The organism is Nostoc sp. KVJ20 (assembly GCF_001712795.1).
In the GTDB taxonomy this organism is placed as follows: Bacteria; Cyanobacteriota; Cyanobacteriia; order Cyanobacteriales; family Nostocaceae; genus Nostoc.
The window spans coordinates 1-22,957 of record NZ_KV757767.1; the positions used below are offsets into that span (position 1 = coordinate 1).

General features: G+C 41.9%; 17 protein-coding genes and 2 pseudogenes. 12 read left to right on the forward strand and 7 right to left on the reverse strand.

Annotated features, from left to right (window positions below):
- Positions 1-90 precede the first annotated feature (90 nt).
- From A4S05_RS35985 to A4S05_RS42400, 5 genes and pseudogenes are all read right to left on the reverse strand, one after another.
- Positions 91-462 carry a hypothetical protein gene (locus A4S05_RS35985; protein WP_069074543.1) on the reverse strand — a complete coding sequence of 124 codons (372 nt, stop codon included), beginning with the start codon at positions 460-462 and terminating at the stop codon, positions 91-93.
- A 135-nt stretch (positions 463-597) separates the two neighbouring features.
- On the reverse strand, positions 598-765 hold the full coding sequence (locus A4S05_RS42395; RefSeq protein ID WP_176727211.1) for a hypothetical protein: 168 nt from the start codon (positions 763-765) through the stop codon (positions 598-600).
- A gap of 18 nt (positions 766-783) precedes the next feature.
- Entirely contained in the window at positions 784-1,272 is a 489-nt protein-coding gene (locus A4S05_RS43980) for a hypothetical protein (RefSeq protein WP_256091385.1), read from the reverse strand.
- Positions 1,244-1,954: pseudogene (locus A4S05_RS35995) on the reverse strand (tyrosine-type recombinase/integrase); the annotation flags it as partial. The pseudogene A4S05_RS35995 and the gene A4S05_RS43980, both read right to left, overlap by 29 nt.
- Before the next feature lie 517 nt (positions 1,955-2,471).
- Positions 2,472-2,648, reverse strand: coding sequence for a hypothetical protein (locus A4S05_RS42400; RefSeq protein WP_176727212.1), 177 nt, complete (start codon positions 2,646-2,648; stop codon positions 2,472-2,474).
- Between the two features lie 183 nt (positions 2,649-2,831).
- On the opposite strand from A4S05_RS42400, the gene A4S05_RS36000 reads away from it, so the two are divergent.
- From A4S05_RS36000 to A4S05_RS36020, 5 genes are all read left to right on the forward strand, one after another.
- The gene (locus tag A4S05_RS36000) at positions 2,832-3,290 is read left to right on the forward strand and encodes an HAD family hydrolase (protein ID WP_069074544.1); all 459 of its coding nucleotides are present in this window, start codon (positions 2,832-2,834) and stop codon (positions 3,288-3,290) included.
- 120 nt (positions 3,291-3,410) lie between these two features.
- Positions 3,411-3,671, forward strand: coding sequence for a hypothetical protein (locus tag A4S05_RS36005; protein ID WP_069074545.1), 261 nt, complete (start codon positions 3,411-3,413; stop codon positions 3,669-3,671).
- A 186-nt stretch (positions 3,672-3,857) separates the two neighbouring features.
- The gene (locus tag A4S05_RS36010; protein ID WP_069074546.1) at positions 3,858-5,537 is read left to right on the forward strand and encodes a peroxidase family protein; all 1,680 of its coding nucleotides are present in this window, start codon (positions 3,858-3,860) and stop codon (positions 5,535-5,537) included.
- Between the two features lie 40 nt (positions 5,538-5,577).
- Positions 5,578-7,740: a galactose oxidase early set domain-containing protein gene (locus tag A4S05_RS36015; protein WP_069074547.1), complete on the forward strand. Its 2,163-nt coding sequence runs from the start codon at positions 5,578-5,580 to the stop codon at positions 7,738-7,740.
- Between the two features lie 621 nt (positions 7,741-8,361).
- Positions 8,362-10,620, forward strand: a complete 2,259-nt coding sequence (locus tag A4S05_RS36020; protein WP_069074548.1) for an alpha-amylase family glycosyl hydrolase — start codon at positions 8,362-8,364, stop codon at positions 10,618-10,620.
- Position 10,621: 1 nt separating this feature from the next.
- On the opposite strand, the gene A4S05_RS36025 is transcribed toward A4S05_RS36020, so the two are convergent.
- Positions 10,622-11,737: a hypothetical protein gene (locus A4S05_RS36025; protein WP_176727213.1), complete on the reverse strand. Its 1,116-nt coding sequence runs from the start codon at positions 11,735-11,737 to the stop codon at positions 10,622-10,624.
- Between the two features lie 1,014 nt (positions 11,738-12,751).
- On the opposite strand from A4S05_RS36025, the gene A4S05_RS36030 reads away from it, so the two are divergent.
- The 6 genes and pseudogenes from A4S05_RS36030 to A4S05_RS36055 form a co-directional block, all read left to right on the forward strand.
- Positions 12,752-14,116: a vanadium-dependent haloperoxidase gene (locus tag A4S05_RS36030; RefSeq protein WP_069074549.1), complete on the forward strand. Its 1,365-nt coding sequence runs from the start codon at positions 12,752-12,754 to the stop codon at positions 14,114-14,116.
- 37 nt (positions 14,117-14,153) lie between these two features.
- Positions 14,154-14,612 carry an HAD family hydrolase gene (locus A4S05_RS36035; RefSeq protein ID WP_069074550.1) on the forward strand — a complete coding sequence of 153 codons (459 nt, stop codon included), beginning with the start codon at positions 14,154-14,156 and terminating at the stop codon, positions 14,610-14,612.
- 103 nt (positions 14,613-14,715) lie between these two features.
- Positions 14,716-16,365, forward strand: a complete 1,650-nt coding sequence (locus A4S05_RS36040) for a M4 family metallopeptidase (protein ID WP_141699908.1) — start codon at positions 14,716-14,718, stop codon at positions 16,363-16,365.
- A gap of 165 nt (positions 16,366-16,530) precedes the next feature.
- Complete coding sequence (locus tag A4S05_RS36045; protein ID WP_069074552.1) at positions 16,531-18,045, forward strand: ferritin-like domain-containing protein; 1,515 nt, start codon at positions 16,531-16,533, stop codon at positions 18,043-18,045.
- A 43-nt stretch (positions 18,046-18,088) separates the two neighbouring features.
- Positions 18,089-19,438 (forward strand): YCF48-related protein, encoded by a 1,350-nt coding sequence (locus A4S05_RS36050; RefSeq protein WP_069074553.1) that lies wholly within the window; start codon positions 18,089-18,091, stop codon positions 19,436-19,438.
- A gap of 534 nt (positions 19,439-19,972) precedes the next feature.
- Positions 19,973-20,215, forward strand: a pseudogene (locus tag A4S05_RS36055) (IS66 family transposase); the annotation flags it as partial.
- 1,293 nt (positions 20,216-21,508) lie between these two features.
- Here the strand turns inward: A4S05_RS36055 and A4S05_RS36060 are convergent.
- Complete coding sequence (locus A4S05_RS36060) at positions 21,509-21,799, reverse strand: hypothetical protein (RefSeq protein WP_069074555.1); 291 nt, start codon at positions 21,797-21,799, stop codon at positions 21,509-21,511.
- A gap of 297 nt (positions 21,800-22,096) precedes the next feature.
- On the opposite strand from A4S05_RS36060, the gene rpaB reads away from it, so the two are divergent.
- On the forward strand, positions 22,097-22,870 hold the full coding sequence (gene rpaB / locus A4S05_RS36065) for a response regulator transcription factor RpaB (protein ID WP_084227388.1): 774 nt from the start codon (positions 22,097-22,099) through the stop codon (positions 22,868-22,870).
- The last annotated feature ends 87 nt before the right edge of the window (positions 22,871-22,957 follow it).

Below are 22,957 nucleotides of genomic sequence, written 5' to 3' on the forward strand. Positions count from 1 at the left end.
GCTGGCGGCTATGGAACGTGAGTACAAGATCGAGTGGAGGCAACAGAAATGATTGTGGAGCGATGAAACAATAATTTAATGCAACAAAGTTTACTTAACGCGTTCACTTTCAAATATTTCTCGCCACAATTCAAATTCTGGACAATTACACCAAAGGGTAACGAACCCATCAAAAAGTTTAGTTCCTGAATTTTGAACTCCCCTTGGGAGAACTTGGATCAAGATAGGAATATCTAAATCACATTTCCAATTTTCTATTTCTTTTTGAATTTGGGCAATAGTGTCTTGATGGAATCCTCGGTCGTTGTTGGAACACTGAACAAGTAAACATGTATTATCAGAATCTTTGACTCGCTTGAGTGAGAAATTAATCTGCGTCCACATTGATTGGACTTCATTGAAAATATTAGGCAAGCCATAGTGATTGCCTAATATTGCCTTTCGGCGTTTCGATTCACCCATAAGTCCCCCTCAGCAATACAAATTTTGACAAGGATGACGAAGAAGATAAGAAATCTCCTGACAACGAATAAGCTCAATAGCGCTCAGACTAACCCTCTGGGGGTTGTTAACTACTAATACTATTGTAACGATAAATCAAGGTTTCAAGCATCTTGTAGTTGCAAGGATTGGGGATTTTGCTTTCACCGTATCTGTCATCCTCGCAGTTAAAGCTGCTGGTGTTTGTTGAAAGAGAATAAAATCTGGTTGGTCAGCAGCAGAAGTGATAAATTTATTGGGTGTCAAAGCAGCTTGAAAGTTCAAAATTTCAAATCAAATTGGCTAGGTGTTAGTAATTGGAGAACTTTTCACCCAAATATTCCGACTGTTATAAAAATCACCACGCTGTTCTAGTGCAAACCCACCAAGCAACAATCCTAGCCACACCTCTATCATCGGCATTTCCAACACACGTTGCAGTTTAACTAAAGAAATCTCATCTTTGACATTTATCAGGTAGTTAGCGATCGCGTTCTGCCATTTTTGCACATCCTCATCTGATGCCAAATTGCGGACATCTTCTAAAGTTGTCACCTCATCGAGCATTGCCAAAACATTCGCTTTCTCAACAGGTGCTGCTACAGAATCGCCCTCTTCAGTAGAATGTGAAAATTGGTGTGGGCCATGTGGTCTAAAGGTTTGTGGTGTTTGCGGTTCAATCAAATCATCTAAATCTAGGTGCATTGTTGTCCGCACTAGACCAGCAAAGAGATCGGTGCTAACAATAGGGCCCAAAAGACTATTGCGATCGCGGGTATCTTGCAACAGCACTTCGGCACGAGATTTTTCGCAGTGGAACTAAGCGTGGTTCATTGGTTTTGGTGTCTGGTAAAAATAGTAGCTTGCCATCAAATGACCCAACATTTAGCTGTACAATTTCTCCAGCACGCAGTCCGTGACTAAGAACGTGAACCAGTGCTGTATCGCGTTGCTTTGTTTCTCCCAACAATTCCAACGCTGACCAAACCTGTTCCATTTGTTCTGGGGTTAAACTCTGGGCTGGTGGCAGTGGTACTTTTTCCAGTTTAATCCCCAGTGTGGGATTAGTAGCAATAATATCAGGATACGTATAGCACATCCATTTAAAAAAGCTTTTGAGTGCCGCGACTCCTGCATTTATGCTGCTTTTTGAAAGCGGTTTACCTGCATCAGTCCGCAGTTCATCCCGCAGATACTCTTTATATAGTGCGAAGTGACGCGGGCGTAGCTCATGATAGTGTAGCTCACTCCAAGCCAAAAATCGTTTGAGTTCTCGTTCGTAGAGTTTGCGGCTGTTGGGTGCGAGATTGTTGCTGCGTAAAAACTCCAGTACTTTTATCCACCGTATGTCTGTGGGTGCAGCTATTTTTCCTGCCCTGCTTCTAGATTCTCCCTGTAGTGTTGATGGTGCTTGATCCTGTATGTGGATCAACTTGATTGGCGGTAGGTTGTCAAACTGAGGATTATTTACCATCTTGATCGCGATCGCCTAGAAGCAGTGTGGAACTAACACCCAAAATTGTATGTGACTTTAGGGAAAATCTGGCTAGCGTGTCACTAGAATGCTTCTCAATCTTGGTACTGAGGTGAATTGTTGAAAATGTTTACAAATCTTGGGTAAGTGAACTAACCGTCCTTTTATAGCCGCCATAACTGGACACTTGACATTACCTAATTTCCTTATAAATATCTCTCTCCTATTCCTTTTGGCTCCCAAAAATGTTCCTATATACTTTCAATTTGATTCTATTATACCTGTTACAATTCTTCAAACCCTTACTCTACAAGCACCTTACCTGCTACATGGTAAACTCAACCTACCCTGTTATGCTCCCTTTCTATAGGATGATTTTAATAAAAGAATCATCTTATAAATTTGAATATAAAAGATTTTGGGAAAGGTATAAATTACATTGAAAAGATTGTGGCTCTTCTGTACCTGTTATGCTGAATCTTTAATTGAGCAGTAGAACTTGACTTTAAAATCCAGTTTAGAAGTCTAAATTTCGCGCATAAGCATAATCTGTCGCATTTATCTTGGTGTGTATTGGATATTTGATGCGACTGGCGGTGAGACAATTGGCAAAGCTGTAGCCGACAAAATTGTCAAAGCTTTCCAATAAACTTCTACCAAACACATTCGCTATTAGCTGCTTTTCAATCAGCATTACTGTTCAATGGTAGCAATGGAAATTACCAAATAAGCTAATCGTCATTCATTTTTCCAGAATGATTCGCTTGTAGTAAGGGCTTCAGCCCTGCTTTTATGCAACTTAAATGCCGATTAGCTTACCTCTGATTTTTGCCCATCTCAACTCAATAATGGAGCATTTCCAGAATGAAGAAAATCAATGAATAATTTAAGTATTGGGAGTATTTTCTTTGATATAGGTGACACTCTGGCAACAGCAAGTATTACTGACGGGGGAGCTAGGCTCGTTTTAACTGTTCTTCCAGGGGTTGTTTCTGTACTAACTACGCTTCAAAAGAATTCGATTCCGTTGGGTATTATCTCAAATACACCAGATAATTTCACCCAGGCAATGATGGAGCGATCACTAGAAGATATTGGGTTATTGAATTTTTTCTCACCCGAACTTATGATTTACAGTTCAGTAGTAGGTCTGAGAAAAAACTCCGTGATGATTTTTTGCTTTGCGGCAGATCGTGCTGGCTTTCCACATGAGCGTAATAAGTGTTTTGTTGTTGGGGAAAATGCCACGGAAACACATTTTGCTAAAGTAGCTGATTTCAATGTATTTGAGACCCTAAACGATGTTCTGACCTGGATTCAGTCTACAGAAGGCTAATTATCCTATGGCTATTACTTAGATAACAGGCACTTTTTATTAAGAGTTTATTTATGTGGATTCAATAGGATTATTAGGCTGAACTAATAAGGAGGACTTAATAATGGATTGCGTACATTTATGTATCAAGGTTCACTTGAATCAGTAGCTACATTACTGTACTCAGAAGTTTTAGCCGCTGATTTGTCTAGACTAGACACAGAGAATGTTGCTCAATGCTACGTCAAAAGTGCATTAGCAAGTTCGGAACTTCCTAGTTTTACTGTAACTGAAGTTAACGGGCAAACGAGCGAGTTAAAGTCTTTAGGCGTTGAAAACATTCCTTTTACGAATACAAAAACCGTAATGCTTCGCCAATGTTATCGAAAAATTCCAGTGTGATGCTTATTTGAGATACCTTGGGCACCGAATACCCCTAATGCGTCAAAAACCTTCAAGCGTTCCAATGGATTTATTGGCTTGCAATGTCATACCGAGGTAGGGCAATTTTGGAATATTCGCATTAAGCCGTTTTAATTATCAAGTTTTTTAACAAGAAAAAAAGCAATCAAATTAAAGGAGAAAACCATGCGAACAATTCGTTTTCAATTTAGCCACGGTGGATATATTCGACAAGAAACTGTGGAAAGGACTGTGTCAATAATTGGCTTAGAGGCGATCAATGTAGAGACAGATTTCAACTACCTCTTCCCAGAGCTTGCCAAAGATCCAAACAGTCTACTTCCGGCAGACAATACCGCAGATGTTATCGACAAACTCAAAAAGTTGGGTGAGGCAATGATTGAGGTTCAGTCCGATCCTGAAGAAGCCAATTCAACTATCCCTCCGGTTTATACCTACTGGGGACAATTTATCGACCACGATATTACTGCTAACACTGACCGGACGGCTCAAGACCTACAAACGGACATTACCAAAGACGATTTCACGCCTCTATCTCCCGATTTTGTAACCGATAAACTCAAGAACTTACGTCGCCCTACGTTCGATCTTGACAGCGTTTATGGCGACGGACCAACCTTAGAGCCTGAAGCTCCAACACAAGCGAAAGATTTCTATCAGGAAGATGACCCTGTGAAACTAAAAGTTGGTCAAAACGCTAAACACGATGCTAGTGGAAAACCTATACCTGGAGCCAAAATTCCGCCAGAAGGGGATTTAAAGCGTGATTTGCCGCGCAATAACAGAATTGCTGTCATTGGCGACAGTCGCGACGACGAGAATCTTATTGTAGCGCAGTTTCACACAGCTTTTCTGCGTTTTCACAACGCTGTTGTAGACTGGGTTCGAGCTAATGAACCTGAAAAAGTCAAAAACGAGCGAGATCTATTCGTTCGGGCGCAAAATCTGGTGCGTTGGCACTACCAGTGGCTCGTGGTCAATGATTTCCTTAAAACTCTGACAGTTAGTGGGATAGTAGATAGCATTCTCAAAGACGGGCTTAAATTTTATGAACCACGAAATGGAGAACTTTTCATGCCTTTGGAATTCTCCGTTGCATCTTACCGTTTTGGACACAGCATGGTACGCGCTGCTTATGACTACAACCGCAATTTTACAGACGAACCGGGGGCACTAGCTGACGCAACGTTTAAGTTACTTTTTTCTTTTACAGGAAGAGGGGATATTGGCGGTCGTCCACCAGGTCCAGGGCCGTTTGATACCCTTCCTTGCAACTGGATTATTGAGTGGGATCGCTTTGTTAATAAACATCGTGCTGCTGAACGCAAAAGAAATTCTGCACGCAAGATTGATACTCATCTTGCTCCTCCTTTGACAACGATGATTAATGAAGGTGAAGAAGAAGGACTGTCTGTTTCTATTAAAGAGCTTCTCAAGCACCTGGCCAAGAGGAATCTACTACGCGGATATTTACTCAGCATTCCGACTGGACAGAGCCTAGCTAAGCGGCTGGGCATTCCAGAACTGATAGCGGATGAATTGAAACAGGGAAATTCAGACGCGATAAATCAAGCCCTCGAACCATTCCTCAAAAAAACGCCCGCATGGTACTACATCCTCAAAGAATCTGAGGTTCGTGCGAATGGCGACTCCTTAGGCGAGGTTGGCAGCCGCATTGTCGCTGAAACCTTTATCGGACTGATGATAAACGACCCTTTCTCCTACCTCAATCGGCGCGAATCCGATGATTCTCCTTGGGACCCTTCCAAAGGCGTTAAGCTACCAGATGGTGGTGAAATTCGTGTAATCGGTGATTTTCTGAAGTTTGCTAAAGTACTGCTTTAATCTTTCTCATTCTAATCCCAATTCATCTCATAAGTTAGCTATGACATTTACAGATTCACAAACATTACCGGAAGCCTTGAGTCCTGTAGAAGTTCCCAATGTGAAAGGACAATGGCAGAATCCTTTTTACCTGCCCAATGCGGGAATTCACGCCCATGTACTGCCTAATGGCAAGGTGCTCTTCTGGGGACGACGTATAAAGTCTGGGGAAGGAAATTTAGACGTTCACGAGTGTACACCTTTCCTCTGGGACCCAGTCTCAAAATCGACAACAGAGACACCACAGCCCACCTGGAAAGACGGTACAAAAGTCAACCTATTCTGTTCTGGACATAGCTTCCTTCCCGATGGGCGACTGTTAGTCGTAGGAGGTCATCAAAAGGACAGCATTGGGCTCAATCAGGCAACAATTTATGATTACAGGACTAACACTTGGACACCGACGGCGCTGATGGGTGACAGTGATGATTTCCGTCGCTGGTATCCGACAGCCGTTACTTTGTTCGATGGAACTGCACTTGTAATGTCTGGAAGCACTACGGATAGTGGTAAGATCAACGACAAAATACAGATATGGAACGATGGGAACTGGCGTTCAATAGTTAATTTCAATGTACCTCCACTGTACCCTCGGTTGCATCTAGGATCGGATGGTCGCGTTTTCATGTCCGGACCGAATGCCCGAAGCCAATTTCTCGATACGAAAAACGGCGGAAATTGGACTCCATTGACAAAAGACCGCGCCAATGGGAGTCGCGAGTATGCACCATCGGTAATGTATTCCGATATAAATAATCTTGAGGGCGGCAAGGTTATTTATATCGGAGGGGGTAATCCACCCACTAACGCGGTGGAAGTTATTGATCTCAATGAGCCGTCCCCTACCTGGCGCTCGACGGAACCCATGAAATTCGCGCGTCGCCAGCATAATGCAACGCTGCTGCCAGACGGCACTATATTGGTCGTAGGAGGTACCAGGGGCAACAGCGGGCCCGACAATGGCTTTAACGACCTTACCGACGGACAACCTGTTCATGTGGCCGAATTATGGGATCCTGATACAGAGAAATGGACTGAACTGGCTGCTGAAACGGTTGACCGCTGCTATCATTCAACGGTCGTTCTGTTGCCCGATGCAACCGTTCTTAGTGCTGGTGGCGGTGAGTTTCAAATAAACGGTAAGCAAAATGACCCAGAAGATAGCCACTCTGACGCGCAGATATTCCACCCTCCCTATCTATTCAACGGTCTACGACCGGACATCCTTACTGCTCCAGATGAGGTTACCTACGGAGAAACATTTGAGGTAGGCACTTCAAATCCGGAGGAGATCGGACATGTGAGCTGGATACGATTGCCATCGGTAACACACTCGTTTGACCAGAACCAGCGCATTAACTTCCTCGCATCTTCAATCAAACAGCAGAAGCTCACGGTGACTGCGCCGCCCAATCCCAATGTCTGTCCCCCCGGGCATTACATGCTGTTCCTCTTAAACAAGAAAAAGGTTCCCTCTGTCGCGAAAATCATCAAGATTAGTGGTTCTTTAGTTCCTAATTTAGCACGAACCTTGGTAGAGAATTTAGCAACATCGGTCGGCAAATCAACAACGGAAATACCCAATACGGAAAAATTAAATCAGGAGATCACCGACGCTGACAAAGGGACTTTCGTGGAGGTCGGCTTGACCTCAACCTGTCCTTATGGTCTCGGTGCCTGCTGGGGTGGGGCATATGAGGCGTTAAATCAGATGGACCCGGACGCTGTCAAATTCGTCAGACCAATTGCCAATGCGGCAGATTCCACAGCCTCTGTATATTTAAATCATGACGGACTTCCAGACATTGAACAATGGCCGAACCAGTTCGCCAGGACAGCAAATGAGTCATACAAGTTTCGGGGTGTAGAGGTCACGCTTACAGGGACTGTCGAACGACAGAATGGACACCTTTTTCTACAAGGAAACGATGTCCGACCTGGTATCTCACTCGTGCCGCTTGAGGGAACAGATAAAATCCAATGGAACCGCAGTACGGGCAGCCCTAAACCGCTGGAAGAGGATGAGCGGTTGGCTTATCAGCGCCTAGCTTCTAACATCCAGAACACAGGTGTATCGCCTGAGCAAGTTCAAGTTACTGGGCCGCTCAAGAAAAATGAGGTTGGGTTTGAATTATACCTTCGCAAGTTCCAATATGTGATTTGAACCGTAATTTGGACCTAACCTCGAATGGCACTAAGAAAAGTTGTCACTTAAAGCAATACCTTTGCCAAAATAAGAGCCTACAAAAATTTCGGCAAAACTGGCAAAATCATTCATACACAAGCGTTTAGCTTACAAGATAGTTTGGACTCTCAAACCCTTTGTCCTACGTGAAATACGCTAAAAAAGCCTTGCGAGAAACCTGGAAGGAATTTTTAGGACTGATTGTTTTTGCCCAGCTTCGGAGAAATGGGAGTTTGTACATCAACTTACCCTCGTAAATTGGCGAAGGTATTGTTAAAGGAAAAAGTGGCCGTTTTTAAAGGATAAAATTACCGCAAGACAGAACTTAAGATAGAAGAGTATTTGAGAGATTTAAATGCGATCGCTCTTACTCCTTGACTCCTTAATCGCATAAATGCCTGTAATCATTACGGGGCATAGCTTAAAGCTTTTCTTAGTGCCATTCCCCCTTAAATTCCTTTTAATCTCTTCCCATAAGTGTTCTATTGGGGAAAAAGTGGTCAAGCTGTAATCAGCCACTACACAATGTCTGAAAGTATTGCTACGAAAGGTTTACAAAAATAAAATTGCTCTTTGAGGCGAAAATCTCCAAAAAAGCTTATGCCCTTTACACTCACAATCCATTACAGAAACCATCAGTTCCAAAATCCCTATCTCTGGATTTGGTATGACGGTTCAACTCAACAGAGTGATATTAGCCTAACAGGTGTAGATAGCTTTGGTTTGTTCTATCAAGTGTCTGTGCTTCGTTCAACCTTCCATTTTAAATTTAAAGAAGGAGCAGGAATTACTGGACCTTGGGAGCCAGATCAATTCAATCGGGATTACAGCCCATTAGAACAGAGTGGCAACGCCCTCATTCCCGATGAGATTTGGTGTCAAGGCGATAATGCCTTCATCTACCATGTTGAACCTCGCTCCCCAGAAACAGAATCCGCAAAAGACTTTCTCAAACCATTAAGTTTCAAATCAGGAGTTTATATTCCTGAAACTGACGGTTTATCAGCTTTAGGCGCGAATGTTCTCAGCGATGGTCGCATGGTGTTTGGGCTGTATCATCCCAATGCCGCTCGGGTTTATTTAATGGGCAGTTTCAACGACTGGCAACGCCCCGGACACGATCAACCTGATCCCACCAAATTTATTGAACTGAAACGCTACAAAGGCTACTTTGGTCAACCCAATACCTGGCTGATTGCGACCGATCAAGCCAAAGTGGGCGATGAATACAAATTCTTTGTGCAAGGTGGTGTTCCCAGCAATCGTAAGAAACGATTCCAGCAATACTTTACCGATCCCTATGCTCGTGGTTTGGGAAATGACTTTAAAGACAATAACTCTGTCATTGTTGACCCAACAACATTTAAATGGACGGATGCCAACTGGGCAACACCCGACATCAGCCAACTAATCCTCTACGAACTAAGTGTGTATGGGTTCACAGAAGGCGATGCGGATATTCAGCCCAGCAATAAAGGCAAATTTAAAGGTATTACCGAACGGATTACCAACAGCTACTTTGACAAACTGGGAACCACTGCCCTTGCTCTGATGCCCCTAGCGGAAATTTCCACTCAGCAAGGTCCCAAAACCTTAGGCTATAACCCTTCTTTGTTCTTTACTGTAGAACGTGACTTTGGTACCCCCAATGACTTGCGTGATCTGGTGAACACTGCCCATCAACATGGATTAGCTGTAATCCTGGATGAAGTTTTCAATCATACCGATAACGACTTCAATCCACTGTGGAAAATGATTTTGGAACATCCCAAGGAAGAAAGAAATTCAGAAGAAGGCGGACTCTATTTCAACGGTAAAACCCCTTGGGGCAATCGTCTCGCCACTGAGAAATTAGACGTTCAGTACATGCTGATTGATGCCTGTAAGCTTCTGCTCGCGGAATACCATGTGGATGGCTTCCGCTTCGATGCCACCCATACCGACTATATGGATCATGGCTTCTTACAGCGTCTAGCAGACGAGTTGAAGCAATTCAAACCCAACGTCATTTTGATTGCTGAAAATCTACCCAATCAATCTGACCTGAATCGTCAGGGCTTTGATGGCTTTGCCCAATGGTGCGATCCCTTCCACGATAAGATGAAAGCCCTCCTTCGCGAAGGACAGTTTCAGGGTGAGTTTTACAATACTGGTAAACTAGGAGACATTTTCTTCTTCAGCAAAAGCATTTTTGCTAGCCACACCAACAATGTCGTCAATTACAGTGAGAGCCACGACGAAACCAGTATCCCTTACGAAGTCGGGACGAATCCTATTCTGAATCAACCTGCTACCAAAGACCGCAAAGGACGACTGGGGCTTTTCTCCGCAATGGTGGCATTGGGGCAGCCCATGATTTATATGGGACAAGAGTTTAACGCCGAACGCGATCGCAATATTGTGTCCTTCGATTGGCCCTCTCCACCAGAAAGCAACGGCTTCTTTCAATGGGCATACCGGCTGATCCAACTGCGAAAACGCTATCCGGCACTGAAACTAGCAGGGTATAACCCAGCCGACACTGGACAATTCACCTGGATTCTCGGTTCCTGGTTTGGCAGCAATCAAGGGAGAGGCAAAAAAGTAATTGGTTGGCGATCGCGTCCCAATCAATTTGCTCACGATACGCTAGTCGTCATGCTTAACTTCGAGAACCATGATGTCACAGTAGATACAAACTTTGGGATTGCAGGAGTTTGGCTTAAGTTAGCTGATATCGACAACGTAAATGACATTCCTCCAAACGGCCAAAATGAAGTTAAGCATCCCACGGCAATTCGTTCCAATGATGGCTGGTACTCAAGATTTACGTTACCCAGCTCTAGCGGCTTTATCTACAAGTGGGAAGCTCCATTGTGATTTAGGGACAATGATAAAGAAACTCGCTCCAGAAGGACATATATGGAGGCGAATTAATGGAAAAGAAAAGTTGGCGATCGCTAATATTCGGCTGATGTCGAGAGTGAGGAAGATCCTCAACAATCCAATCACCAAACTCAGCAGAAAGCTGAGTGACGATACTGTCCTGAAAAGGTCCTAATGTCTTTCCTCTTCGCATTAAATTTTCTGCATCACTATACCCATTTTCGGTTGTGAATAATTCACGAATCTCGACGGGCCAAAACTGTAATTCCCAATCAGGCATTCGCGGAATTAATCCAGACCAATAGTTAGAGCGACCGCCTAAACTCAAATGTACGCCAAGGATAAAATCAGAACCGGGTTCGTTATTATAATGTCCCACTTGATGATGCGTTGCTAGTCGCGACCAATCCCCAGGAAGATTAGTTATATGAGTGGGAAAAGTCAAGCCACCAGCATCAAGTACTAAGGTTTTAATACCAGAATCGGATAAGGCATCTGCTAATATTCCGCCACCAATACCAGAACCAATCACAATTACATCATATTCAATATCTTCGCGAGTATTATTAGGAATGCCATCTTGCCCTATTCTAGTACGGTCAATGTGAAAGTTATCATATCCATGTTTATAACGATTCGGAACGGGAGGAAATTGAATTTGTGCTTCAGTAAAAGATGCGTCAGTGCTGGTTGATATGTTTAGATTAAAACCATTCATCCAATAAGCTTGATTAAGCACAAATTTAAACTCTAGATTGTTAGGATAACTTGAATTTTCTAAGAAAAATTCCCAACCACCAAACCGATAAATCCCGAAAATGTCTTTCGTCCAGCCATCTTTAGCATTGCGTAGAGTAACAAGATGATTGGGAGCATATTGAGTTGTCTCGAAGCGAATTTTCAGCAGTGGTTTTGGTGCTGCTAGTATAGCTTTAGCAACAGATGGTAATGAAGAATCTTGAGGCTTACCAATTTCTTGTGGAGTACGAACCCAAAAAATTCCCTTTGCAACAGACGGTGAAGAATCTGAAGATTCTCCAATAAAAGTTTTATCTGTTCCGCTATGATACTGAAAATAATCCATATCTTCTCCGTAAGTTTGAGATTTCACTGCTGAATATTTTGACTAATTGACAAAATGCGCTTTATTTTAACCTCTCACGAGTGATGTTACACATCCTCTACTTTAGTACTCTAACTTAAAGCCGTTTCTCTAGAGTTTTTCGACGGGCAACAATATCACATCTCAAAATTGCCTCAGTAGTTTAACGTTCTATATTAGAATCTCAGAAACCACCATAAGTATCAGCAATTATTTGGCTACTTTCTGCAACAAGTTATGCCTTTTCAACTAGTTTCGTTAGCTCTTCGTAGTCGAAATTATGTAATTCGTTAACTTTGCTTAGATAAGCTCTAACTTCAGTTTTTATGTAAGCAGTAAATACTTCCAATTTTATTTATAACGATTTTATTTTTAACTTCAATCAACTTGAGTTAGAAATAAATAACTTAAAACTCACTCTTTGGGTTGATAAAACTCTTCATATAGGATAAGACTATAGAAATTATTAAATTAATTTTTCTATCTTTAGATAGAAAAATTAAAATAACATTTTTCTTTTTATAAAATGTAAAAATTTATAAACAGTTAGCATGAGATTTGTCAGTGTTAATTCATAATAAAGATTAGAAACTAATTCTTCCATTAAGAGATTTTTTTAGCAAAAATAGCTGGCAAGTTCAGCAAAACTGCCTTAGTATTAAGATGCGGAAATTATTCCATAAAAGAAAGAAATTCCAAGAATTGGAAAGGAAGATAGTTTAGGTTTTAATATTTAGTTACAAAGACAATAAGTAAGTTGCAAATACAGTTGACATTAAGGCTATAAAGCAAAATCACCGAAAGTGATTACAACCGGATAAACTTTATCCCTATTTTGTGGCTACCAGTAGAGAAAAATACTTCACCTGTCTTAAACCTTAGATGTAGTGAGAAATTTTGTAATCGCATCTAAATTTTGTCAGTTAATTTTCTTATGGCAGAAGTACGCCAGAATAGGGGTTTTAGATTATTTTCCGCCGAAAATGACAGGAAAAGGTTGATTATAAGACACGGAGAACCTCAATGAGTATACTGAGCATTAACGATTTAGGTCTTAAACTAGCCGCCAAAGATTTTAGTGATGGTCACGCGGCTAACGCTAACAACGCTGGTCCTACCAAAACTTCTCGCGCCTTAGCTATTATTCACCTCGCTGCTCATGATGCATATGCGAAAGTTACAGGGCAGCTTAATCCGCAACTGGGAAATCTACCAAATCCACCTGGAGGAATTGGTAATGACGACGCAACGGGAACTGCTGCGCTAATTGGTGCTGGGATTTTTGCAGCAGAGCAACTTTATCCCGATTTCGTTCAATTTATATCCACGGAAACTGCACAGCTTACTATTAGGGTTAATCCTGATGCTCTAAACTATGGCAAGCAAGTTGCAGATGCTTGGATAGATTTTCGTAACAACGATGGTTCTAGTTCACCTGATCTGGATCGTAATTATCGGCAAGAGCCTGGTCACCACCGTCCCGACCCACTCAACCCAGCACAACAAACTCTTGGCCGTACATGGGGACAAGTTAAGCCCTTTGTGCTTACTGATGTAGTCAATGAAGCACCTCTGGCTCCACCACCAGCCTTAAACAGCAATGAATATGCTCTTGCTTTTGATCAGGTAGCTGAATTTGGGAAAAACGATATTACTGGGCGTGATGCTGACTTCCGTTGTAAGGCTGTGATTGGTATTTTCTGGGGTTACGATGGCTCTAATCTTCTCGGAACTCCACCGCGTCTCTACAACCAGGTTGTACTTGAAATTCCAGAATTTAAAGCACTTCCTCATGCAGGCAAGATCAAACTATTGACTGCAATTAATGTTGCAATGGCTGATGCTGGAATTGCAGCATGGCATTGGAAATATGCTTATGATTTTTGGCGACCTGTTGTAGGTATTCGTGAAGCAGAAGTAGGTTGGGGACCCTCACCTGGACAGGATAGTGATGGAAATTCCCTTCCTGCTCTGGGAGACGGAAATATTTTGCGTGGTAGAAAAGGCGATCCTTTCTGGCTCCCATTAGGAGCACCTAACAGTAACCCTGTTAATAAGCCTGCAAATAATGGCACACCAAACTTCCCAGCATATCCTTCGGGACATGCTACTTTCGGTTCAGCTTGTTTTGAAGTAGCGGCTACTCTTCTGGACAAGACACCCGAACAAATTACTGTCAATTTTGTGTCTGATGAGTTTAACGGCATGACAACAGATAATACTGGTGCTACCCGTCCACGATATGCAGCAACTTTTACACTCCGACAAGCCATCGAAGAAAACAAGATCAGTCGCATTTATTTAGGTGTGCATTGGATCTTTGATGCTACTGGCGGTGAAATAGTCGGCAAAGCTATAGCCAATAAAGTTGTCGCAGCTTTCCAATAAATTTCACCACAGAGTATTTCCAAAATGAGGAAAATCGATGAGCGCTCCAAGTGTTGGGAGTATCTTCTTTGATATAGGTGATACTCTGGCGACAGCAAGCATCACAAGCGGAGGAACTAGACTCGTTTTAACTGTTCTTCCAGGAGTTCTTTCTGTACTGACTAAGCTTCGGGATAATTCGATTCCCTTGGGGATTATCTCGAATACACCAGATAATTTCACCCAAGCAATGATGGAGCGATCTCTCAGTGATGCTGGGCTGTTTGATTTCTTCTCACCTGAACTTCTTATTTACAGTTCAGAAGTAGGTCTGAGAAAAGACTCCGTGATGATTTTTTGCTTTGCAGCAGATCGTGCTGGCTTTCCACATGAGCGTAATAAGTGTTTGTTTGTTGGGGAAAAGTCCACGGAAAGACATTTTGCTAAAGTAGCAGATTTCAAGTTTTTTGAGAACCCAAACGATGTTCTGACCTGGATTATGGCTAGAGAAGGCTAATTATCCTATGGGGATTACTTAGATAGCAGACACCCTTTCTTAAGAGTTTGTTCATGTGGATTCAATAAGATTATTGGGCTGAATTAATGGGGAGGACTTAATAATGGATAATGGATTGCGTACATTTGTGTTTCAAGCTTCGCTTGACCCAGTAGTTACATCACTGCGCTCAGAAGTTTTAGCCGCTGAACCACAGCGTGGAGATGGTGCTTCGGATTTGTCTGCGCTAGACGCAGAAAATGTTGCTCAACGCTACGTCAAAAGTGCATTAGCAAGTTCGGAACTTCCTAATTTTACTGTAACTGAAGTTAACGGGCAAACGAGCGAGTTTAAGTCTTTAGGCGTTGAAAACATTCCCTTTACGAATACAAAAACCGTAAAGCTTCGCCAGTATTATCGAAAAATTCCAGTGTATGGTTCGCTAATTACAGTGGAGCTAGAACAAGATAACGAACTAGTCTCGCTCAACTCAGCATTAGGTGACCCTGTTAATGTTGATGCGATCGCTTCTATTTCTCCATCTCAAGCCATCCAAGTTGTCCGTGAAGCAGCAGGTTACGGCAAACAGCATTTAGATGCTATGCCACGGCTTAACTACTACTATGATCGGGATGCACACCGCTGGCGATTGGTATACATCATTGAAGATGTACTCAAGCTAGATACTGACAATGTAAAAGAAGCTCATCCATTGCCAGAAGTCATGGACTATGTCATTAATGCCCATTCAGGTGAGTTGATTAGTGAATTGCCTCGAACCCAAACAGTTAATGAGGAGACATTTACAGACACTGAGAAAGATGGGTTAGGAAAAACACGTCAGATTTCCGGTTCGCAGCAAGAGGGTGTGAAATTCTTACGTAATCAGGTTAATAACGTACACACTCATGACTTTGAATTCAGCGACTCCCGTTTTCAAAGTTCTCGACTACCAGGTAAATATGTGCAAAATCCCCCGGCTCCCTGGGATGGAGGTGCAATCAGTGCCCATGCCAACTCCGAAGAAGTTGTACGATTCCTTAAAAATGTACTAATGCGAAATGGATTAGACAATCAGGGTGGGAAAATTGTGTCCTCAGTCAATTGTCTATTTTCCGGCGAGTCCGTCGGTCGGGAATGGCGTAATGCTGCGCGATTCCGTGGGCAGATGATTTACGGACAGCGAATGGTCGGTGGTCAACTCGTTTCCTATGCAGTTGCACTAGATGTAGTTGCACATGAACTCTTACACGGGTTGACAGAAAATACAGCACGACTTGAGTATCAATTCGAGTCAGGCGCACTCAATGAATCTTACTCAGATATCTTCGGCATCATTATATCTAACTTCAATGAGTCTAATATTGACAAATGGAATTGGCAAATGGGCGAAGATCTCTCAAACACCGGCATCCCGCTAAGAGACTTGAGTAACCCGCGAAGCCATAGTCAACCTGACCACATGAGGAATTATCTCCACACAACAATAGATAATGATAACGGCGGCGTTCACACTAATAGCGGTATTCACAATAAGGCAGCTTTCAATATCTTGACAGCAAAAGATAGTAACAGCAATTACCTATTTGATGCTATTTCCGTTACACGAATGTTTTACTTAGCATTATCACAAGATCTTTCTCGTACCTCAGGTTTCAGCGATAGCCGTAGGGCTATAGAGAAATGGGCGCGATCGCTTTTCCGAAATGATCCCTCACAGAATGAGAAGTTACAGGCGATCGCTAAAGCATTTGATGATGTTGGTATTAATTAACTAATAAGACTCCCATCGACTTTATCCATCCAAGTGCCTTGAATCCTACTATATGGATAAAGTCGATATTACAGTCTGTTGAAAAATCTCGCAGTTTGCTTTTTAATACTTTTTATTCTTCAAATTACTGCTCTGAAAAATACTTTAGGAAACAAGAGTATCGTTATGAGTACAGACAATCAAGTCAAAACTAGAGAAGACTTACTTTATCTTCTCTCTCAAGCAGCAGAATTGGAACATTCTCTTGCTTGCCAGTATCTTTTTACTGCTTTCAGTTTAAAAGAATCTACAAATGAGGGAGTTTCTCAAGCTCAGTTAAATAAGATTAATCGGTGGCGGCGGACAATAATCAATGGAATTGCCGTAGAGGAAATGCTGCATCTAGCACTTGCTAGCAATCTCCTCACAGCCATAGGAGGAGCGCCATATTTCCGACGCGCAAATTTTCCCCAGGCTAAAACCTATACTTCTTTAAAACTTTCATTCAAACTAGCGCCTTTCAATGAAACCACCCTGAATCGCTATATTTGTTTTGAATTGCCAAATAATTTTGATACTGAGGAACAAAAAGCGTCTTGGAATCAGTTTTGTCAGCGAATCAAAGACGAAGAATTGCTAAGACTTCTGGCGGCGTTACCACAACCATTAGTTCCTAGAAAACTTGAGTATAATACCATTGGAGAACTCTATGAACTAATTCACCAAGGCTTTCAAACTATCGGTCAAAAACTATTTATTGGGCCGTTCGAAGCTCAAGCAACTGGGATTTTTAAAGAGATGATCCAGGTAAAAGACTTGGATTCAGCAATAAAAGCGATTGATTTGATTATCATGCAGGGTGAAGGTTCTCCAGCCCAAAGAGATGACAGTCATTTTGCTAAATTTACCAAAATTCGCGAAGAATATTTAGCAGAATTGCAGAACGATCCCAATTTTCAACCTGCTCGTCCTGTGATTGAAAATCCCCTTTTAAGTCTTCAGCAAGATAATACTACTCCTGGAGCCAACATCATCACCGATACGTTGAGTCGGGATGTAGTAGAGATTTTCGTTGCTCTTTATGAAATCATGCTGCAAATTCTCCTCCGCTTCTTTGCTCACACTGAGGAGAATGAAGAACAAATGTATGTTCTCAAGAGTGCATTTATTAATCTTATGCCTTTTGGCGTTTCTCCCTTGGCTAAAGCAATCACTCAATTGCCAGCAAGCGATAAGTTTCCAGGTATGAATGCAGGGCCCAGTTTTGAAGTCTATGCAGATGTGCAGTTGCTCCCGCAGATGAGTAGTGCTTGGATCTTTTTCCAAGAGAGACTGAAAGAAATTGCCCAAGCTTGTGACGCGCTGATTAACGACTTTAGAACCCAATCCTATCCTCAATTGCGGCAAGCTTTAACAGAGGTATCGGCGACGCTGAAAAATATTGCCCATACCATTTCTCTTAAACCCAATGGAGGAACTTGGACAAACGGGATTTCCCAATTATTCTCACCGATGGATATAGCTCATATGAAACCTCGTGGTCCCATACTTGATGATTATAATGATGTGAAAAATAGCGCAGATGAAATTTTACGTCAGGTATGCTCCAAAAATATGCCCCCTCGATTTCCCGAAGGTGTTTGGACAGACGCAAGAATTAACCTGTTCAAAAAGTGGAAAGACAATAGTTTTCCCCAGTAATCCGAATCTTGTACATTTTAGCTAAAAAGAGGAAGTATCCGTCATGACAAATTCTACAAACTTACAATGGTTTCCTACAAATGCACCAATCGCTAGTTCGAGAACTGATGATATTTGGTTTATCGATCCAATGGTAGGCTGGGCAGTTAATAGTAACGGTCAAATCATCAAAACCACCGATGGCGGCGATACTTGGAAGATACAATTTCAAACACCTATTGTTAACAGGCGACCAATTTATTTAAGGTGTGTTGGTTTTTCGACCCCCTTAAATGGTTGGGTTGGAACAGTATCTAAAGAGCAACGCCTGTATCACACAACTGATGCAGGAGAGACTTGGGCTATTGTAGAGAATCTTCCTGAAAACGCTCCAGTAAAGATTTGTGGTCTTTCGATCGTCAACGAGTCGGTCGTTTATGCTTCTGGTACCAATGATCCTGCTGATATCCCTGCCCGCATGATGAAAACCGTCGATGGGGGAGAAACTTGGACTGTCTGGGATATGAGCGAATATGCCACAATTTTGATTGATAACTATTTCATTAATGAAGATTTTGGTTGGGTTGTCGGCGGTAAAGCTGACAATAATATTCCCAAACCCACCCGCGATGATGTAATTCCAGTAGTTCTCTATACAGAAGATGGGGGGAAAACTTGGGTAAACCAAGTCGCCGATATTAGTTCCTCTTTTCCTTTAGGAGAATGGGGTTGGAAAATCTTTTTCCTAAATGAGAATATTGGTTTTGTCTCTCTGGAAAACTTTACTAAAGGTGCAATCCTAAAAACAATTGATGGTGGACAAACTTGGAAAAGACTCCGTATCAACGATGATCAAGAGAATGTCAACTTAGAAGGCGTTGGTTTCGCAGATGAGAACCTCGGCTGGGTTGGTGGATGGGGCTATGACTTTTTAGAAGGAAACCCTACTGGTATTAGCAGCCAAACAAATGATGGAGGTCAAAACTGGGAAGATGCTAATCAAATAGGGCAATTTATCAATCGTTTCCGATTTTTTGGTAATCCCGTGACTGTCGGTTATGCTTCAGGAAAAACTGTTTACAAGTATTCTGCTGCACCAGTAACAGCCCCTCTGGTGGAGAGGGTTGCACCTTTAAGCTTTTTGACAACAAATGCGCCAGCACAGTTTGAGAAATCAGTAAATATCGAGTACACCTTACCAGAAAACGTCAAAAAGGTCAGAATCGATATTTGGAATCAGTTTGGTGCTTATGTTCGCCAACTGGTTGATGAAAGTAATCCCATTGCTGGTCAAAAATCAGTTGCCTGGGACGGTAAAAATGATGCCGGAGAATTTTTACCACCTGGGATCTTTATTTATAGGTTGACAGTAGATAGCAATGCAGAAAGTCGCGTGATTCGTTTGAAAGCTTAACAAAATGTTAGTTCGGCTGGATTGTAACTAGCATCTAGCTTTTCACAAACTGCTAAAAATTAAGAACTTTTTCAATTTTGAGAGGAACGCCAATGATTGAGAAATTATGGCTATATCCACCTTTAGCGATCGCTCGTGTAGGAACATCTCTTACTCGAATGGCACTAAGAAAAGCTCTAAGCTATGTGGAATAGGCACTACAGATTTTAAAGCTATTGAACAGTGAAGGTTCAGAGATGGGATAAGCAATTGTCCTTGATGTAGTACTGCGATCGCCAGCGACTCTTGGTGGGTACGCCATCGCTGTGCCTGACAAAGACAGTGGAGTTAGATGTACTGATTGCCCAAAAATTTTTTTAGGTAGGAAAAGCTTACTCGTTCATGAAATACTTTCCTTGATACGAGCAAGCGAATACGGTAATTACTACTGTGACACTACGAGTACAAATCCTCAAGGATAAATTTAATCAAAGTGTAAGAATTCAGGTGGCAGAGTATTGACAAAGGGGACACTTGAAGGGGAGCATCACAAATATGAACCAAAACCTGCCTCAAGATTTAGACCGAGAAAGCTTGAACCAGTTATCAAAAGAAGAACTGGTAGAGATAATTATTGAGCAGGGCAAGGCAATATGTGAGTTACAGAAAACAATCTTAGAACTACACCTTGAAGTAGAACGTTTAAAAGTCAGCCGAGACTTAGATAGTTCTACCTCATCGAAACCATCATCTGGGGATATTCTAAAAAAGAGCGGAAACAAAAAAGCATCTATGCTTTGAATCATAATGTGAGAAAAATTTTGAACCATAAATTAGAAAAAAGTGTAACTTAAAGGATAAAGTGACCGTTTTTAAACCATTAAGTGGCCGCAGAGCAGAACCTAAAGCAGAAGCGTATTTGAAAGGATTGAATGTAATCGCTTGCAAAGTATGGCAACGGAGAAATAAGCATTCTGGCTTGATTGGGGCGGCCACTTTATCCTTTAAAAGCGGCCATCTTATCCTTTAAACTACAATTACGTAGCCCAAAGTCTTTAGACTACGTCGGAAATTATTTATCGAAAACAGGTTTTGAAAGCAAAACATGAGCAAAGGTTCTGTTTTGTAACCCTAACCTGAGCAAACATATTCATGCCCCGCATTAAAACTTTGCTTAGGTATAGCTGCTATGAAAACCGAAATCCAGCAACAGAGTTACTTTCTGTTTGAGTTCACTGTCTCTACTTTTGTAAGCAGAAATTGAGCAACCCCCTTTGAAAGCATAAAGCAAGCAATTTGCTCAACTTATGCTGTAAGCATATAAAAAAGTTCAACAATTCTAGTCTCTCAAAGCATTGATTTTTCGTGGTTGGGTGCAAGTCCACATAAAAATAAGTTGAACAATTTGGGGATGGAAAAGGGATCAATTTACCACTTTTTCAACATAGAGACACCAAACTCAAATAAAAAAGTTCAACAATTAGGAGAGTGATTCTACCCGAATGTGGGCGCGATGGGCTACGCCCCGCCGGAGGCGATCGCTCTAGTAATAACGTAGCGATCGCACGGCGGTAAGACTTGCGAGCAATTCATGGACGGATGCCTGGAGCGGGGTAAAGCACCCAACAGAAATTGTAGAACTTTTTTATTTATTGTTGGACTTTATTATTTATTGTTGAACTTTTTTATTCCTCTACATATGCCTACAGTGACACCAGTATCAAAAAGTAAACAACACAAAATAAGCTACCCTTATCTTTTATCCGACATAATCTACGATTAATACCTTTTCTCCAAACAACTCAGTAGTTTAAGTATAAAATGATACTTAAGTTCCTAGGCTTAGTGAAATTTTGCCGCAGACTAGAATGGCACAATTTCACTTGATCTGTGAACCCCCACTTATTATGACGTTGAAAAAATTTCACTAAGGAAGCAAACTCACAATACAAACAATGTCGGGGGAGCAAAGCATAACAAAGTTCTAAATGGTGCCGAAAGTAATACCCTGTTGTTTAAGCCACTGACGGTATGCAATAGAATAGCGATCGCTCGGTATCTGGTACGCTGGGCGCTTGCTTTTCGCTACCATCAACTACAAAAATCATCTACCCGAATATCTCGCCAGACATCAGAAACCTGCCAGCCGGAATTGCCCACAGATTGTACTGGAGGATTGTCAAGGAATGGAACATAGTCAGGAATTCTAGGCTCTGAAATTGCTACTGGTTTCTCCTCAACCACAGGGGCAGTAGAATTGACAGTATTAGCTTCAAGAAGAAGTTGGTCTTCTGCTTCTTCGATTAACTTCATCTGTTTCAGAGTAAGCTTGTCGGATTTTTTGATGATCTTCTTAGTATCTGTATCATTAGAAGTTTTCATTGGCTGTTCCCTTGAAGGCATTGGCTTAAAATTTGTCTGAGTAAATTTGGGAGAAGTTAGGTATAAATAATTTGCACGGAATTAACAAGGTACACCAAATCTATGGAAAATACGAGTCCCTTGCAGAAGAATTTATTAATTGTGTACAAATCTGTTTTCGGGTAGATGTCCCAGCATAATCTGTTGCACAGATGCAAGTATTAAGCGTAAGCGTAGCTCGCCGCAGGCATCGCTTCTTCATCATGACTGTACCTCAAGATTGTTTTGCGTTTTTGACTCCTAATAAGCAGATAATGGATGGTTGAGAGTTCTCGCTGTGGAGGAACAGCGTTGAGAAGCTTATCAGGTGATAAAGGCACAATCCTAGTAGTTGATGACGAAGCCAGCATCCGCCGAATTTTACAGACGCGTTTAGAAATGATTGGCTACAGCGTAGTTACAGCTAGTGATGGTGAAGAAGCTTTGTCAGCTTTTCGCCTGTTGACCCCTGATTTAATAGTTCTGGATGTAATGATGCCAAAGCTGGATGGCTACGGTGTGTGCCAAGAATTACGGAAAGAGTCAGATGTGCCAATCATCATGCTCACAGCTTTAGGAGATGTAGCAGACCGAATCACTGGGCTGGAGCTAGGTGCTGATGACTACATGACGAAACCTTTCTCACCCAAAGAACTAGAAGCTCGAATTGCCTGTGTACTAAAACGGCGCTCCCACAAAACCAGTATCAATACTATTCCTAACTCTGGGATAATCCATCTGGGCAATCTCAAAATCGATATCAATAAGCGGCAAGTCCACAAAAATGAGCAACGCATTCGGTTGACAGGTATAGAATTTAGCTTATTAGAGTTGTTAGTGAATCATTCAGGAAAGATTTTTTCAAGGGTTGAAATATTACAGCAATTGTGGGGCTTTGTACCAGAGATGAGTACAGACACCCGTGTGGTAGATGTGCATATTTCACGATTGCGGACAAAGGTAGAATCCGATCCCAATAACCCAGAATTAATTATTACAGCAAGAGGTAGCGGTTATTTTTTCCCACGAATTATTGATTTAGAGCAGGAATAATAAAAAAATATGAGTAAGCTCATCCTAATTACAGGCATAAGTAAAGGTCTAGGTTATGCGATGACCGAGGGTTTTATTCAACAGGGG

What these genes read in the sequence shown, in the direction of transcription:
- A4S05_RS35985 (WP_069074543.1), bottom strand. Translation starts at nt 462, where the DNA reads ATGGGTGAATCGAAACGCCGAAAGGCAATATTAGGCAATCACTATGGC.
- A4S05_RS42400 (WP_176727212.1), bottom strand. Translation starts at nt 2,648, where the DNA reads ATGCTGATTGAAAAGCAGCTAATAGCGAATGTGTTTGGTAGAAGTTTA.
- A4S05_RS36000 (WP_069074544.1), top strand. Translation starts at nt 2,832, where the DNA reads ATGAATAATTTAAGTATTGGGAGTATTTTCTTTGATATAGGTGACACT.
- A4S05_RS36005 (WP_069074545.1), top strand. Translation starts at nt 3,411, where the DNA reads ATGTATCAAGGTTCACTTGAATCAGTAGCTACATTACTGTACTCAGAA.
- A4S05_RS36010 (WP_069074546.1), top strand. Translation starts at nt 3,858, where the DNA reads ATGCGAACAATTCGTTTTCAATTTAGCCACGGTGGATATATTCGACAA.
- A4S05_RS36015 (WP_069074547.1), top strand. Translation starts at nt 5,578, where the DNA reads ATGACATTTACAGATTCACAAACATTACCGGAAGCCTTGAGTCCTGTA.
- A4S05_RS36020 (WP_069074548.1), top strand. Translation starts at nt 8,362, where the DNA reads ATGCCCTTTACACTCACAATCCATTACAGAAACCATCAGTTCCAAAAT.
- A4S05_RS36030 (WP_069074549.1), top strand. Translation starts at nt 12,752, where the DNA reads ATGAGTATACTGAGCATTAACGATTTAGGTCTTAAACTAGCCGCCAAA.
- A4S05_RS36035 (WP_069074550.1), top strand. Translation starts at nt 14,154, where the DNA reads ATGAGCGCTCCAAGTGTTGGGAGTATCTTCTTTGATATAGGTGATACT.
- A4S05_RS36040 (WP_141699908.1), top strand. Translation starts at nt 14,716, where the DNA reads ATGGATAATGGATTGCGTACATTTGTGTTTCAAGCTTCGCTTGACCCA.
- A4S05_RS36045 (WP_069074552.1), top strand. Translation starts at nt 16,531, where the DNA reads ATGAGTACAGACAATCAAGTCAAAACTAGAGAAGACTTACTTTATCTT.
- A4S05_RS36050 (WP_069074553.1), top strand. Translation starts at nt 18,089, where the DNA reads ATGACAAATTCTACAAACTTACAATGGTTTCCTACAAATGCACCAATC.
- A4S05_RS36060 (WP_069074555.1), bottom strand. Translation starts at nt 21,799, where the DNA reads ATGAAAACTTCTAATGATACAGATACTAAGAAGATCATCAAAAAATCC.
- rpaB (WP_084227388.1), top strand. Translation starts at nt 22,097, where the DNA reads ATGGTTGAGAGTTCTCGCTGTGGAGGAACAGCGTTGAGAAGCTTATCA.